The following is a 14197-nucleotide window of genomic DNA, read 5'->3' as shown; positions in this document are numbered from 1 at the left end:
ATGACCGAACCAGCCCGCTTCGACCGCGGCCACACCGACGATCTCATGACCTTCCTGGCGGCGAGCCCGTCGCCGTACCACGCCGTGGCCACAGCCGCCGAGCGACTGGAGAAGGCGGGCTTCAAGCAGGTCGCCGAGACGGACGCCTGGGACGGGACGCACGGCGGCAGGTACGTGCTGCGCGGCGGCGCGATCATCGCCTGGTACGTGCCGGAGGGCGCCGCGCCCCACACGCCGTTCCGGATCGTCGGCGCCCACACCGACTCCCCCAACCTGCGCGTCAAGCCGCTCCCCGACAGCGGGGCGCACGGCTGGCGCCAGATCGCCGTGGAGATCTACGGCGGGCCGCTGCTCAACTCCTGGCTGGACCGCGACCTCGGCCTCGCGGGCCGCCTCACCCTGCGCGACGGCTCGACCCGGCTGGTGAACGTCGACCGCCCGCTGCTGCGGGTCCCGCAGCTCGCCATCCACCTGGACCGCTCGGTCACGGCGGACGGCCTCAAGCTCGACAAGCAGCGGCACATGCAGCCGGTCTGGGGCCTCGGCAACGACGTCCGCGACGGCGACCTGATCGCCTTCCTGGCGGAGACGGCCGGCCACCCCGCGGGCGAGGTCACCGGCTGGGACCTGATGACGCACTCCGTGGAAGCGCCCGCCTACCTGGGCCGCGACCGCGAACTGCTGGCCGGTCCACGCATGGACAACCTCCTGTCGGTGCACGCGGGCACGGCGGCCCTGGCAGCCGTGGCGTCCGGGGCGTCCACGCCTCCCGCCATCCCGGTCCTGGCCGCCTTCGACCACGAGGAGAACGGCTCCCAGTCGGACACCGGCGCGGACGGTCCGCTCCTCGGGAACGTGCTGGAACGCTCGGTGTTCGCGCGCGGCGGCACCTACGAGGACCGGGCCCGCGCCTTCGCCGGCACGGTCTGTCTGTCCTCCGACACGGGCCACGCGGTCCACCCCAACTACGCGGAGCGGCACGACCCGACGCACCACCCGCGCGTGAACGGCGGCCCGATCCTCAAGGTCAACGTCAACAACCGCTACGCCACCGACGGTTCGGGCCGCGCCGAGTTCACGGCGGCCTGCGAGAGAGCCGGAGTCCCCTTCCAGGCCTTCGTCTCCAACAACTCCATGCCCTGCGGCACCACGATCGGCCCGATCACCGCCGCCCGGCACGGCATCAGGACCGTCGACATCGGCGTGGCCATCCTGTCGATGCACAGTGCACGTGAACTGTGCGGCGCCGACGACCCGTTCCTGCTCGCGAACGCGTTGACGGCGTTCCTGGAGAGGTAGAACGGGCCGCCACCGCATGGGTGTTCCCCTCGGGGGTACCCGGAGTGCGGACCGGAGAGACCGGACCGTACAGGGAGGCGAAACTCATGGGCCTCGGCGGATGCATCATCCTCATCGCCGTGGGAGCCATCCTCACGTTCGCGACCGACTGGGACATGCAGGGGGTCAACCTCGACCTGGTCGGCATCATCTTCATGATCGTCGGACTGATCGGCGTCACCACGTTCAGCAGCATCTACCGGCGCAGGCGCGTGGTGGTACCCCCCACGGCCCCGGGTGTCGTCGACGACCCGGCAGCCCACCACCACCGGCGCGACGGGTACAGCGACGGGTACGGGGTGTAGGACAGCGAGGTCCGCACCCCGGGTCGCCCGAGCATCCAGGAGGCTCTCGACTCAACTCCCAGTCAACTCGACAACTAATTCAGTAGTGTGCTGAGTTATGAACTTCACCGTTATCGCTCATGCCGTCGAGGTGGATCACGGCATCAAACGGCTCTCCATGCGCTTCATCAAGAAGTACGCGGCGCCGGAGCGGCAGCGTCTGAGCGCCGAGCTGTGTGACGAGATCTCGAAGGAACTCGACAAGCTCGGGCTCATCACGCTGCCCCGGCGCCTGCCGACGTCCGAGAACGAGTACGTGTTCGTGATCGAGAAGAACAGCACCCTCGGACAGACCGTGGCCGTCGCCTCGACGCTCGCCGCCCTCGACAAGCTCGGGCAGAGCCCGTTGCCCCGGCTCTTCGACAACTACCCCGAAGCGCTGGGGCACTTGGGTTCGTAGGCGACCGCCCGCCGCACGTTCGCGCCCCGGTCGTTCCCTCACGCTTCCTATCGCTCTCTATCGCTCTCTATCGCTCTCTATCGCTCCTGATCGCGTCCCGATCGGATCGATTCGGACCGGCATTCGTCCAGGTTCGACCGAACCGCCCGATCGGCTTGGTGACCCGCCGCGCAGACAGTAGTTTCATCGGCGTGCGAAGCGAGGCGCCTGCAACGCACGAGCACCGCGTTGCAGCGGAGGCTCCATGACATCCCTTGTCATGCACTGGAGTTGAGCCTTGAGCGCTTCCGAGAACCACCCTGCCGTCCTCGCCGCCGGCGGCGAGGACGAACACATATCTCCCATGTTCGCGAACGCGAACAATCCACCCGGGAGTGTCTACTTCACGGTCCTGTCCGGCGGCCCGGACATGTCCGTCGCCGGATGGCTCCACCTGTCCTACGAGGCCCTGGAGTCGAAGGAAGCCCTGGACGTCTGGGGCGAGTTCCGCGAGGAGCTGTACGCGGACCCCGCGCTGAACATCAGGCGCGGTGACATGCTTCGCGCCAGGAAACTCGCCGCCGGGCAGGGCAGGCCGCGGTTCCCGTCGGCCCGGCGCGGGCCGAGCAAGGCCGAACAGCTGGGTTACCGCCGCGTCCTGCGCCGCGGGCTGGGAGGGTGGTCGCCCGGCTGCCCGGGGACCACCGTCGGCACGCCTCGGACGGGCATGAGCCCCGCCGCGACGACCCGGGGCCCGTCCTCGGCGGACTGTCCGCCCGGCACGCGAGGGACAGGTCGTCCGCCCTGGCCCTCATCCGCACCCCGGCCGTCACCGCCTGGTACGAGCTCACCCCCGGCTCCGCTCCCGCCCCCGCCGCGCCGAGCCCGGCCCAGGGTGGTCCGTGCGCAACGGCCGAGGTGACAGGCCTGCTGGAGGCGGCGGAGTTCGTCGCGTACTGCGCCTACCAGCACTACGCCCGGTCCCACCACCGCCGGTTCCTGTGGGAGTGGCTCCCCGAGCTGCTGCCGGACGCCGCACGGCCCCTCGGCATCTGACGGAACCCGGTCCGCCGAGCCCCGAGCAGCGGCCCGAGAGCCACGGGCCGCTGCTCCCCCTCCACACCCTCACCGCCTCACCGCTCCCATGTCCCGGAGGACAGCACCCATGCCCGTTCACGCTCCCCGCTCCTTCACCGTGCAGTGGGGCTCCGAGTCCGTACTGGTGTCCAATGTCGAGCCCGATCTGCCGGTCGCGACCGGGGACGCGGAGCTGGCGAAGGTGGTGGCGGCGGGCCGGGCCAACCCGGTGACGCTCCTGCCGGAGGCCGCCTGGCGGGCCGTCGCCCGCGCCACGACCGGGCCCGACGGAGTGGCCGTGCAGCTACGGCCCACCCCCGAGGAGCCGGCCGGGCTGCTGATGGTGGAGAACGTCGACGGCGCGACCCTGCACTCGGTGGTCACCCGGGTCCACCTGAGCGAAGTGCTGCCCGGCATCCAGCCCCGCACCGGCATGGAGGTCATGGAGATCCCCGACCCGCAGGTCCAGGGCATCACCGACGAAGACCGGCCCTGCGCCATCGTCCGCTACCGGTACCAGGACCTCGCCCACCTGCGGAACCACGTGTGGCAGACCATCCACGGCACCCTGTCGCTCAACAGCTACGCGCCCTCGATCCTCGCCCGCAAGGTCACCCGCAACCTCATCACCCACCCCGTCGAGATCACCTTCGAGGACGGCACCGAGTCCTTCCACGCCCTGGTCGTCCGGGACGGCATCACCCGGCTCGCCAGCGCCTGGGCCGTGCAGGCCGGGCCGGACGCGGACGCGGCGGAGGCGGCGGGGCTCGCGGTGGACTCACTGTTCGGCAAGAACCCCACCGTGTCCCCGGGGCCCGGCGGTGACCCGCTCGGGCAGCGGCTGGCCACCGGCCGCGAGCGATGGCGCCGGGCGCTCAGGGAGGAGTTCGCCCAGGCCATGGCCATGGAGGAGCCGGGGACCCGCGCCGCCCAGATCGCCCAGACCTACGTCCTCCCGGCCCAGATCGCCGTCGGGGCGGAGGGTCACCCCGGGCATCTGCTGGCCGCCGAGGACATCTTCGACGACGCGATCCGCTCCGTACTGGCCTCGGTCCACGTCGAGTTCAAGCAGTGGGACGCGGCCGCACAGAACGTCGAGGTCGCCACCCGCGCCCTCAAGCGCGTGATCCAGCTCGGCGACTCGCTCGTCCCCAAGGACGACCTCCAGGTCGTCTACGGGCTCGCCGTCGGCCGGATCCCGGTGGAGGAGCTCCCCTCGGTGTTCACCGCCGACGGCGGCACGGCCCCGCCCGGCACCGCCCTGTGGCGCAGCGTCTACCTGGTGCACGCGCTGACCCGCCCGGAGCTCCTCGAGCCGCTGAAGGACCAGGCCAAGGCCATCAAGGGCGGCAAGCGCATGGGCCTGAAGGGGTTCGCGGAACTGCTCGGTCCGCTGATCGACCTCCCCTGGCGCTCGTACAAGAAGCACGTCACCACCCAGGCCCGCAACGCCTGGAACAACGGCGGTGTCCTCACCTCCGACGTGATCCAGGAGTGGGAGCCCCTGCCCACGGACGACTTCACCAGCCTGGTGAAGCCCGCCCTGCTCGGCGACCGGGACGCCCGCTGCACCCTGGCCGTGGCCGGGGGCGTGGCGCTGATCGCCGACAAGCTCCTCACCCGGAACGTCGGATCGGCCCTGAACGCCGCGAAGGAGAAGGGCGGTGTCCCGTTCCGCGCCGACGTCAACCAGGTCGTCGAGGACCTGTCCCAGCAGCACAACGAGCTGGGGCTGTGGACCCTCGCCCTGGCCGCGAACCGGTTCCGCAGCGACGCCCTGCCCGAGAACGCCGTGACGATGCGCCAGCTCATCCACAAGCAGAAGACGGAAGGCGAGGCCGGCACGCCGTACGTGCATTTCAAGACCGACCTCGGCGAACCCGACCAGATCGAGCGCGACGCCGACGGCGTGCCGGTGATGCTGCACCAGTGGGACGTCGTCTGGGCGTCGAACCCGGACCGGGCCCTCAAGGCACACCCTCCGAAGGCCCTCTTCGTGCCGCCCCAGCCGGGGCCCGGGGCCGGGGCCCCGGCGGCGGGACCGGCGGCAGGACCGGCGACGGGCTCGGCGGAAGCCGACGAGAGCGTGCCGGGCGACGGGGGCGAGGAGAGCGGCACGGCAGGGAGCACAGAGGCCGGCTCGTCCACCCATCCGGCCCCTGGCCGGCCGCAGGAGGTGTCCCGGCCCGCCAGCCAGCGGGCCGCCGAACACCGGTACGTCCTGCGGCAGAGCGTCACCGGCGCCCGGGACGCCCTGGACCGGCTGCTCCTCCTCGAACCGGAGGTCGGCCGCCACACCCCCATCGTCCCGGTGACCGTCCTCGACGAACTGCACAAGCTGCTCATCGGCCTGCAGACCGACGTGGAGAACCTGCGCCGGAAGGCCGCCCCGGAGGAAACGGTCACGGACGACGAGGAAGCACCGGAGGAGCTGGGGGTGTGACGACGATGTCGCCGGGTCCGGTCAGGCGTCCATCCCGGCCAGCACCAGGGGAAGCCGGTCCGTCCCCGTCTCGGTGAGACGGACGGGAACCCCCCAGTCCTGCTGGTGGACGTGACAGGCGGGGTACTCGTTGTCCGGGTCGTCGTCGCAGGAGGCGGCCATGGCGGAGACGTGCAGCACGCCCTCCGGTACGGCGGGGTCGAGTTCGAGGGCGCGGGACAGGTCCGTCCCCGCGCCCTCACCGCCACGCAGCAGCTCCGGCGGGGTGGAGGAGACGAGCAGGCGGGTGGAGGGGCCGTAGCGCTCGTCCAGCTTCTGGCCCGCCGGGGCCTGGAAGATGACGTCGAGCCGGAGCCGCCCGGGGGCGACTTCGGTGGCTTCCCGCTGCGTACGGTGGGCCACCTCCGGCACCTTCACCGCCTCCTCCGGCAGCCGCAGCCGCGTCAGCCGGTGCCGGGCGGACTCCACGACCACGATGTCCTCGCCGACGAGCACGGCGTCGCTGGGTTCGCGCAGGTCCGTGGCGAGGGTGGTGACCTCACCGGTCGCCGGGTCGTAGCGCCGCAGGGCGTGGTTGTAGGTGTCGGAGACGGCGACGGATCCGTCCGGCAGCGCGGTGACGCCCAGCGGGTGCTGCAGCAGCGCCTGTCCGGCGGCGCCGTCCCGGTGGCCGAAGTCGAACAGGCCGGTGCCGACAGCGGTGTGGACCGAGCCGTCGGGCTCCACCCAGCGCAGGGCGGACGTCTCGGAGTCCGCGAGCCAGAGGCGGTCGGGGGCGGCGGCGAGGCCGGAGGGCTGCGCGAACCAGGCCTCGCCGCCCGGCCCGTCCACGAGCCCCTCGTTCGTCGTCCCGGCCGTGACCGCGACCGTGCCGTCGGCCGGGTCGTACGCCCACAGCTGGTGGACACCGGCCATGGCGATCCACACCTTGTCCTGCCACCAGGCGACGTCCCAGGGGGAGGAGAGGTCGACCTCGCGGGCCGGGCCCGAGGTGGGCGACCCCTGCCACCACTGCCGGCCCGTGCCGGCGAGCGTGGTGACCTCGCCGGTGGCGAGGTCAAGCCGCCGCAGCGCGTGGTTGACGGTGTCGGCGACGACCACCGACCCGTCGTCGAGGAGGGTGAGCCCCTGCGGCTCGTTGAAGGCGGCCTCGTCGGCGGATCCGTCGGCGAACCCGCGCGCACCGCTTCCGATCCGCCGCACCACGCTCTCCCCGTCCCCGGCGAGCTCCACCAGCTGGTGCCGGGTCGTGTCGCTCACCAGGAAGTTCCCGCTGGGCAGCAGCAGGGCCTTGCCCGGGAAGCGCAGCACCGTCGGCTCCGGCTCCGGCGCCACGTACGGCCCGTCCCCGCGCCGCAGGGTGCCCTTCGCCGTGTGCTCCGCCTCCAGCTCCTCGACCAGCCGCTCGATGGCGTGCACATGTCCCTCACCGGCGTGCTGCGCGACGACGTACCCCTCGGGGTCGATCACCACGAGCGTCGGCCAGGCCCGCACGGCGTACTGCTTCCAGGTGGCCAGCTCCGGGTCGTCGAGCACGGGGTGCTCCACGCCGTACCGCTCGACCGCGTCCACCACCGCCCGGTGGTCGGCCTCGTGCACGAACTTCGGCGAGTGCACCCCGATGACCACGACCGTGTCCCGGTGCTTCTCCTCCAGCTCGCGCAGCTCGTCGAGGACGTGCAGACAGTTCACGCAGCAGAAGGTCCAGAAATCCAGGACGACGATGCGTCCTCGCAGGTCGGCGAGGGTGTACTGCTGCCCGCCCGTGTTCAGCCAGCCGCCCTTGCCGGTCAGCTCGGGGGCACGGACGCGGGCGCGTCGGGGTGCGGAGTGGTCCATGCACCCAGGGTGCCATCCGTCACTGACAGTCAGCTCAGCGCGTGCCCCGTCGTGGCGTCCACGTGGTCCGGGACCTCGTCGTGACGGTCGCCGACCGTGAGGGTGCCGGTGGGTTCGAACAGGAGGATCGCGGTCGGGACGGGCGCGTACGGCTTGTGCTCGGTGCCGCGCGGGACCGTGAAGACGCTGCCCTCGGGAAGCACGACCGTGCGCTCTCCGGCCGCCTCGCGCAGGCCGATGTGCAGCTCACCCTCGATCACGAGGAAGAACTCGTCGGTGTTCTCGTGGACGTGCCAGACGTGCTCGCCCTCGACCTTCGCGATGCGGACGTCGTAGTCGTTGACGGCGGTGACGATGCGGGGACTCCACTGCTCGGAGAAGGATGCCAGGGCGTGGGCGAGGGAGACGGGTTCCTGAGTCATGAGGCGATCTTCCGGGGTGCCGTAGACCTCGCACGAGTGCTAGAAATCGCACATGCCGCAAGGATCCTCGCACCGCCCGCACCGAGTCGCCGTGATCGTCGACGAGGGCACCAACCCGTTCGAGGTCGGTGTCGCCACCGAGCTGTTCGGGCTGCCGCGGCCCGAACTGGGGCTGCCGGGGCCGTTGTACGAGGTGACGCTGTGCACGCCCGCGCCGGAGATCCGGATGAACCACGGCTTCTTCACGCTCACCGGTGTCCCGGGCCTGGACGCCGTGGACCGGGCGGACACGCTGGTCGTGCCCGGCCGGCCGGACAACGTCGTGCCGCGCGCCCCTGACGTCCTCGACGCCATCCGGCAGACACACGCGCGGGGCGCCCGGATCCTGAGCTTCTGCACGGGCACCTTCGCACTCGCCGAGGCCGGGCTGCTGGACGGACGGCGTGCGGCGACCCACTGGCGGTGGGCGGACTCCTTCCGCCTGCTGCATCCGAAGGTGCTGCTGGAGCCGGACGTGCTGTTCGTGGACGAGGGCGACATCCTCACCGCCGCGGGCAGTGCGGCGGCGCTCGATCTGGGGCTGTACATCTGGCGCCGCGACCACGGCGTCGAGATCGCCAACCACGTCTCCCGGCGGCTGGTGTTCGCCGCGCACCGGGACGGCGGGCAGCGGCAGTTCGTGGAACGGCCGGTGCCCAAGGTGCGGGACGAGTCCCTGGGGCCCCTGCTGGCGTGGGCCCAGGAGCGGCTGGGCGAGCCGCTGACGGTGGCGGAGCTGGCCGCACGCGCGCGTGTCAGCCCCGCCACGCTCCACCGGCGCTTCCGCGCCCAGCTGGGGACGACACCGCTGGCGTGGCTGACGGGGGAGCGGGTGGCGCTGGCCTGCCGGCTGATCGAGCGGGGCGAGGAGCGGCTGGACGTGGTGGCGGCCAGGAGCGGGCTCGGCACGGCCGCCAACCTGCGGGCCCGGCTGCGGCGGGCGACCGGGCTCAGCCCGTCGGCCTATCGGCGGCGTTTCGGAGCGGGCGGCGGGGAAGCCCTGGTCTCATGAGATTCCTCGTGTACGACCGGCTGCTCGGCATCGGCGACGACTACTGGATCGAGGACGAGCGCGGCACCAAGGTGTTCCTCGTCGACGGCAAGGCGCTGCGGCTGCGGGACACCTGGGAGCTGAAGGACCTCCAGGGGCGCGTCCTCGTCGACATCCACCAGAAGATGTTCGCCCTGCGCGACACGATGGTGCTCCAGCGCAACGGGGAGCCGCTGGCGACGATCCGCCGGAAGCGGCTGTCGCTGCTGCGCAACCACTACCGGGTGTCCCTGGCCGACGGCAACGAACTGGACGTCAGCGGCAAGATCCTCGACCGGGAGTTCGCCGTCGAGTACGACGGCGAACTGCTGGCGGTCATCTCCCGGCGGCTGCTGACCGTACGGGACACCTACGGCGTGGACATCGTCCGGGAGGACGCGGATCCGGCGCTGCTCATCGCGGTGGCGGTGTGTGTGATCCACCTGGCGGAGAAGGAGCGGGAGGACTGAACGCCTCCGGGAGGGCCCGGAGTGGGTGCGGTCAGGGCCGGTGCGGGGGCTGGAGTCCCAGCATCCGGTCCTTCAGCGCCGGGAACTGCTCGCGGGTCGCCGCGACCTTGCCCGGGTCGAACTCCACCGTCAGGACCTCCTCGCCGGCGCCCGCCTCGGCCAGGACCTCGCCCCACGGGTCGACCACGATCGAGTGACCGGCCTGGGGAACTCCGGCGTGCGTCCCGGCCGTTGCACAGGCGACGACGAAGGACTGGTTCTCCACGGCCCGTGCCCGGGCCAGCAGCGTCCAGTGGGACCGGCGGCGCTCCGGCCAGCCCGCCGACACCACGAGCGTCTCGGCCCCGGCGTCGACCAGAGCGCGGAAGAGTTCGGGGAAACGGAGGTCGTAACAGGTGCTGAGGCCCAGGGTGGTCCGCGGCAGACGAACCGTCACCAGCTCGGCACCCGCGCCCATCAGCACGGCCTCGCCCTTGTCGAAGCCGAAGCGGTGGATCTTGCGGTAGGCGGCGGCGAGGTCACCGGAGGGGGAGAAGACGAGGGAGGTGTTGTAGAGCGGTCCCTCGGGATCGCGCTCGGGGACGGATCCCGCGTGCAGCCACACGCCCGCGTCGCTCGCGGCCTTCGCCATCGCCTCGTACGTGGGCCCTTCGAGCGGCTCGGCCTCCCGCCCGAACTCCTCGTAGGCGAAGGCACCCGTGGTCCACAGCTCCGGCAGGACGACGAGATCCGCCCCGGCCTGCTCCCGGACCAGCGACGCCGCCCGTCGGCGACGCGATTCGACCGATTCGCCCTCATCTACGGCGATCTGGATCACAGAGGCGCGCACACTACCACCGTCCCGGCATTCGGACCGTCCACACGGGCTTCCCCACGGGCCTACGATCGTCACACGAAAGCACTGCCGGGGTGCCCCACAGCAGCGTAACTTAGCTGGCAAGACACCCGCCGACAGCCGCCACCTCCCACTGGCAAGCCCGCCACCACCTGCCCGTGCACCGACCGCCGAGGGGTCCCGTTCCGTGAGTCTGCATCCCACCCTCCAGCCCTACGCCGACGCCTGGACCCACTCCATCGAAGCGATATCCGAGCTGCTCCAGCCGCTCGCGGAGGCCGAATGGAACCGGCGGACGCCGTGCCCCGGGTGGTCGGTGCGGGACGTGGTCTCCCATGTCATCGGACTGGACTGCGAGATGCTGGGCGACCCGCGCCCGATCCACACGCTGCCGCGCGACCTGTTCCACGTCACCAACGACCACCAGCGCTACATGGAGATGCAGGTCGACGTCCGCCGTCACCACACGGCGCCGGAGATGACCTCCGAGCTGGAGTACGTGGTCATCCGCCGCAACCGCCAGCTGCGGAACGAGTCGCGTGACCCGGGCACGAAGGTGCGGGGCCCGCTCGGGGCCGAGCTGACCCTCGAGGAGTCGATGCGCCGGCACGCCTTCGCCGTGTGGGTGCACGAGCAGGACCTGCGCACGGCCCTCGGCCGGCCCGGCAGCCTCGACTCCCCCGGCGCGCACGTCGCCCGTGACGTACTGCTCGGCGAACTCCCGCGTGTGGTGGCCGAGGAGGCGCAGGCGCCGCGCAGTTCGGCCGTCGTCTTCGACGTCCACGGCCCCGTCGAGTTCCTGCGCACGATCCGCGTCGACATCCAGGGCCGCGGCACCCTCGAAACGGCCCCCGCACTGGGCCCCGCCGCGACCCTCACCCTCGACTGGGAGACCTACGTCCGCCTGGCCTGCGGCCGCGTGACACCGGAGACGGTGGCGGACCGTGTGAAGACAGAGGGCGACCAGGACCTGACCACAGCAATCCTGAGGAACTTCACGGTGACCCAGTAACTCAGCTGCGGGCAGTCGTGCCGCTGGGGCGATGGGGGTCCCCCCTGCTCGAGCGAAGCCGAGAGCTTGGGGGAGGGTGGGCGCGGCGGCACCCCGCAACGCCGGGCTGCGCACCCACCCGGCCCGGCACCGAAAACCCCGTGCCGCCCACCCACCAGGTCCGTAACGTCCCCGGCATGACCGCCATACCCCGCCACACCCGACTCACCTTCCACGGCCCCCTCTCAGAAACCCGGGCCGCCCAACTCGTAGCCCGCCTCACCCGCAACACCCCGAAGACCGTCCTGGACATCGGCTGCGGCTGGGGCGAGCTCATGCTGCGCGTCCTGGAAGCCGCACCGCGGGCAAAGGGCATCGGTGTCGACCTCGACGCCGAGGACCTGTCCCGTGGCCGGAGGGCAGCGGAGCAACGGGGACTCACCACCCGGGCCCGTTTCGTCGAGGAGTCCGCCACCGGCACCACCCGCGGCCCCGCCGACCTCGTCCTGTGCGTCGGCGCGAGCCAAGCCCTCGGCGACCAACTCCCCAGGGCCCTCGCCGAACTGCGCCGACTGGTCTCCGACGGGGGTCGTGTCCTGCTCGGCGAGGGCTTCTGGCAGCGCCCTCCGACGGAAGCCGAACTGTCCCGCATGTGGCCGGACGCCGCCGCCACCGACCACCACGACCTCGCGACCGTCGTGGACCTGGCGATCGAGGCCGGGTTCAGGCCGGAGTGGACGGAGACCGCGAGCCTCGACGAGTGGGAGGAGTTCGAGTCGGCGTACCAGGCGGACACCGAGGTGTGGCTCGCCGAGCACCCCGGTCACCCTCTGGCGGCCGGGACACGGGAGCGCGTCGACCGCCACCGAGCCGCCTGGCTGACCTACCGCGGCATCCTCGGACTCGCGTACCTCACCCTCGTACCGGTGGCCCGATGAGCCGACGCCTTGATGAGCCAGTGGCCCGATAACCCGGCGGTCTGATGACCCGGTGGCCTACACCGGCACGTGCACCGTCTCCACCCGGCTCGCCACCAGCCGCTCCCGCTCGCGCCGGGCCGCCCGCCTGCGCAGCCGCAGGATCTGGGTGACGCCGAGGGCCTGGAGCACGAACACCGCCGAGAAGGCCACGGTGTAGTCGCCTCCGGTGGCGTCCAGCAGCACCCCGACGGCGAACAGCGTGGTCATGGAGGCCACGAAGCCGCCCATGTTGGTGATGCCGGACGCCGTGCCCTGCCGCTCGGGCGGGTTCGCCGGGCGGGCGAAGTCGAAGCCGATCATCGACGCGGGCCCGCAGGCCCCGAGCACCGTGCACAGCACGACCAGCAGCCACATCGGGGCGTGCGGGCCGGGGTAGGCCAGCGTCGCCGCCCACAGGGCCGCCGTCGTGCCGACCGTGCCGAGCGCGAGCGGCAGCCGGGCTCCGTGGTGCCGGGCGATGATCTGGCCGTAGACCAGGCCGACGACCATGTTCGCCAGCACGACGAGCGTGAGGAGTTCACCGGCCGTGGCCGGGGACAGCCCCTGCGCCTCGACCAGGAACGGCAGGCCCCACAGCAGCAGGAACACCATCGCCGGGAACTGGGTCGTGAAGTGCACCCACAGCCCGAGCCGCGTCCCGGGCTCCCGCCAGGAGGCGGCGATCTGGCGTCGTACGTAGGACGCGCCCTGGTGCGGGAGCGGCTCCGGTTCGTGGCCCTCCGGGTGGTCCTTCAGGAAGAGCAGCACCAGGACGAACACCACCGCCCCAGCGGCGGCGCTGCCCGCGAAGGCGGCCGTCCAGCCGACGCCGTGCAGCAGCCGGGCGATGACGAGCGTGGAGACGAGGTTGCCCGCCATGCCCACCAGGCCCGCGCACTGGGCGACGAGCGGTCCGCGCCGGGCCGGGAACCACCGGGTGCCGAGGCGCAGCACGCTGATGAAGGTCAGTGCGTCACCGCAGCCGAGCAGGGCCCGGGAGGCGAGTGCCGTGCCGTAGGACGGGGAGAACGCGAAGCCGAGCTGTCCGGCCGTGAACAGCACCGCCCCGAGCGCCAGCACCTTCTTGGTGCCGAGCCGGTCGACGAGCAGGCCGACGGGTATCTGCATGCCCGCGTAGACCAGCAGCTGGAGGATGGAGAACGTGGAGAGGGCGGAGGCGTTGACGTGGAAGCGGTCGGCCGCGTCGAGTCCGGCGACGCCCAGGGACGTGCGGAAGATGACCGCGACGAAGTAGACCGAGACACCGATGCCCCAGACGGCCAGGGCGCGCCGGCCGCCTGGGGGTGCCCCCTCTGGGGGAGGACCGCCCGGCAGCGTGGTCGAGCTCATCGGACCTCCCCCCGGGCCAGGTGCGAGAACCAGCCGACGTGCCGGTGGACGACTCCGACGGCCGCCTCCGCGTCCCCGGCGCGCAGCGCGTCGAGGATCTCCTCGTGCTCGGCGAGGGTCTTGGCGATGCGGTCGGGGTGGGAGTGCATGACCGCGACGCCCATCCGCAGTTGGCGGTCGCGCAGCTGGTCGTAGAGCCGGGAGAGGATCTCGTTGCCGCCGCTGCGGACGATCTCGGCGTGGAAGCAGCGGTCGGTGACGGCGGCCGCGGCCAGGTCTCCGGCGGCGGCCTGCCTCTTCTGCCGGGCCAGCAGTTCCTCGAGGCGCTCGATCAGCCCGGCGGGCGCCGGGACGGCCTTGCGGGCCGCGTGCTCCTCGACGAGCAGCCGCGTCTCGACGACGTCGGCGATCTCCTGCGCGGAGACGGGCAGGACGAGGGCGCCCTTCTTCGGGTAGAGCCGGATCAGCCCCTCGGCCTCCAGCCGCAGCAGTGCCTCGCGCACCGGCGTACGCGAGACCCCCACGGCTTCCGCGAGCTCACCCTCGGTGAGGAGGGCCCCGCCCTCGTAACGGCGCTCCAGGACGCCCTGCTTGACGTGGGTGTAGACGCGGTCGGCGGCGGGGGGTTGCTTCACGGCCAGGGACATGCCGACAGCATAGATACAACAAGTACGCATGTCG

At 71.9% G+C, this 14197-nt stretch carries 14 protein-coding genes; 9 read left to right on the top strand and 5 right to left on the bottom strand.

From position 1 onward, the window contains the following. The 5 genes from SSQG_RS19880 (at position 1) to SSQG_RS19860 (ending at position 5581) form a co-directional block, all read left to right on the top strand. Positions 1-1299, top strand: coding sequence for a M18 family aminopeptidase (locus tag SSQG_RS19880; protein ID WP_003991605.1), 1299 nt, complete (start codon positions 1-3; stop codon positions 1297-1299). 86 nt (positions 1300-1385) lie between these two features. Then, entirely contained in the window at positions 1386-1643 is a 258-nt protein-coding gene (locus tag SSQG_RS19875; RefSeq protein ID WP_003991604.1) for a DUF6458 family protein, read from the top strand. Positions 1644-1740: 97 nt separating this feature from the next. Then, complete coding sequence (locus tag SSQG_RS19870) at positions 1741-2082, top strand: hypothetical protein (RefSeq protein WP_003991603.1); 342 nt, start codon at positions 1741-1743, stop codon at positions 2080-2082. A gap of 657 nt (positions 2083-2739) precedes the next feature. After that, entirely contained in the window at positions 2740-3117 is a 378-nt protein-coding gene (locus tag SSQG_RS19865; RefSeq protein WP_003991602.1) for a hypothetical protein, read from the top strand. Between the two features lie 109 nt (positions 3118-3226). Further along, positions 3227-5581 (top strand): hypothetical protein, encoded by a 2355-nt coding sequence (locus tag SSQG_RS19860; RefSeq protein WP_039933171.1) that lies wholly within the window; start codon positions 3227-3229, stop codon positions 5579-5581. Between the two features lie 21 nt (positions 5582-5602). On the opposite strand, the gene SSQG_RS19855 is transcribed toward SSQG_RS19860, so the two are convergent. Continuing rightward, positions 5603-7420 (bottom strand): NHL domain-containing thioredoxin family protein, encoded by a 1818-nt coding sequence (locus SSQG_RS19855; RefSeq protein ID WP_003991600.1) that lies wholly within the window; start codon positions 7418-7420, stop codon positions 5603-5605. 29 nt (positions 7421-7449) lie between these two features. Beyond that, on the bottom strand, positions 7450-7842 hold the full coding sequence (locus tag SSQG_RS19850) for a cupin domain-containing protein (RefSeq protein ID WP_003991599.1): 393 nt from the start codon (positions 7840-7842) through the stop codon (positions 7450-7452). A gap of 52 nt (positions 7843-7894) precedes the next feature. On the opposite strand from SSQG_RS19850, the gene SSQG_RS19845 reads away from it, so the two are divergent. Next, positions 7895-8893, top strand: coding sequence for a GlxA family transcriptional regulator (locus SSQG_RS19845; RefSeq protein WP_003991598.1), 999 nt, complete (start codon positions 7895-7897; stop codon positions 8891-8893). Continuing rightward, positions 8890-9381, top strand: coding sequence for an LURP-one-related/scramblase family protein (locus tag SSQG_RS19840; RefSeq protein ID WP_003991597.1), 492 nt, complete (start codon positions 8890-8892; stop codon positions 9379-9381). Before SSQG_RS19845 ends, SSQG_RS19840 begins: the two co-directional genes overlap by 4 nt. A 31-nt stretch (positions 9382-9412) precedes the next feature. Here the strand turns inward: SSQG_RS19840 and SSQG_RS19835 are convergent, their stop codons facing one another. Next, positions 9413-10210 carry a carbon-nitrogen family hydrolase gene (locus SSQG_RS19835; RefSeq protein WP_003991596.1) on the bottom strand — a complete coding sequence of 266 codons (798 nt, stop codon included), beginning with the start codon at positions 10208-10210 and terminating at the stop codon, positions 9413-9415. A gap of 193 nt (positions 10211-10403) precedes the next feature. Between SSQG_RS19835 and SSQG_RS19830 the strand changes: the two genes are divergently transcribed. Both SSQG_RS19830 and SSQG_RS19825 read left to right on the top strand, forming a co-directional pair. After that, entirely contained in the window at positions 10404-11228 is an 825-nt protein-coding gene (locus SSQG_RS19830; protein WP_003991595.1) for a maleylpyruvate isomerase family mycothiol-dependent enzyme, read from the top strand. A 176-nt stretch (positions 11229-11404) separates the two neighbouring features. Then, positions 11405-12145, top strand: a complete 741-nt coding sequence (locus SSQG_RS19825) for an SAM-dependent methyltransferase (protein ID WP_039935210.1) — start codon at positions 11405-11407, stop codon at positions 12143-12145. Positions 12146-12202: 57 nt separating this feature from the next. Here the strand turns inward: SSQG_RS19825 and SSQG_RS19820 are convergent, their stop codons facing one another. After that, positions 12203-13516, bottom strand: a complete 1314-nt coding sequence (locus tag SSQG_RS19820) for an MFS transporter (protein ID WP_003991593.1) — start codon at positions 13514-13516, stop codon at positions 12203-12205. After that, entirely contained in the window at positions 13513-14163 is a 651-nt protein-coding gene (locus SSQG_RS19815; RefSeq protein WP_003991592.1) for a GntR family transcriptional regulator, read from the bottom strand. The genes SSQG_RS19820 and SSQG_RS19815 overlap by 4 nt, the downstream gene beginning before the upstream one ends. Between the last annotated feature and the right edge of the window lie 34 nt (positions 14164-14197).

This window comes from Streptomyces viridochromogenes DSM 40736 (assembly GCF_000158955.1).
GTDB lineage: Bacteria > Actinomycetota > Actinomycetes > Streptomycetales > Streptomycetaceae > Streptomyces > Streptomyces venetus.
The sequence above is the reverse complement of the archived record's forward strand: the minus strand, read 5'-3'. Positions and strand labels throughout refer to the sequence as shown.

What these genes read in the sequence shown, in the direction of transcription:
- SSQG_RS19880 (WP_003991605.1), top strand. Translation starts at nt 1, where the DNA reads ATGACCGAACCAGCCCGCTTCGACCGCGGCCACACCGACGATCTCATG.
- SSQG_RS19875 (WP_003991604.1), top strand. Translation starts at nt 1,386, where the DNA reads ATGGGCCTCGGCGGATGCATCATCCTCATCGCCGTGGGAGCCATCCTC.
- SSQG_RS19870 (WP_003991603.1), top strand. Translation starts at nt 1,741, where the DNA reads ATGAACTTCACCGTTATCGCTCATGCCGTCGAGGTGGATCACGGCATC.
- SSQG_RS19860 (WP_039933171.1), top strand. Translation starts at nt 3,227, where the DNA reads ATGCCCGTTCACGCTCCCCGCTCCTTCACCGTGCAGTGGGGCTCCGAG.
- SSQG_RS19855 (WP_003991600.1), bottom strand. Translation starts at nt 7,420, where the DNA reads ATGGACCACTCCGCACCCCGACGCGCCCGCGTCCGTGCCCCCGAGCTG.
- SSQG_RS19850 (WP_003991599.1), bottom strand. Translation starts at nt 7,842, where the DNA reads ATGACTCAGGAACCCGTCTCCCTCGCCCACGCCCTGGCATCCTTCTCC.
- SSQG_RS19845 (WP_003991598.1), top strand. Translation starts at nt 7,895, where the DNA reads ATGCCGCAAGGATCCTCGCACCGCCCGCACCGAGTCGCCGTGATCGTC.
- SSQG_RS19840 (WP_003991597.1), top strand. Translation starts at nt 8,890, where the DNA reads ATGAGATTCCTCGTGTACGACCGGCTGCTCGGCATCGGCGACGACTAC.
- SSQG_RS19825 (WP_039935210.1), top strand. Translation starts at nt 11,405, where the DNA reads ATGACCGCCATACCCCGCCACACCCGACTCACCTTCCACGGCCCCCTC.
- SSQG_RS19820 (WP_003991593.1), bottom strand. Translation starts at nt 13,516, where the DNA reads ATGAGCTCGACCACGCTGCCGGGCGGTCCTCCCCCAGAGGGGGCACCC.
- SSQG_RS19815 (WP_003991592.1), bottom strand. Translation starts at nt 14,163, where the DNA reads ATGTCCCTGGCCGTGAAGCAACCCCCCGCCGCCGACCGCGTCTACACC.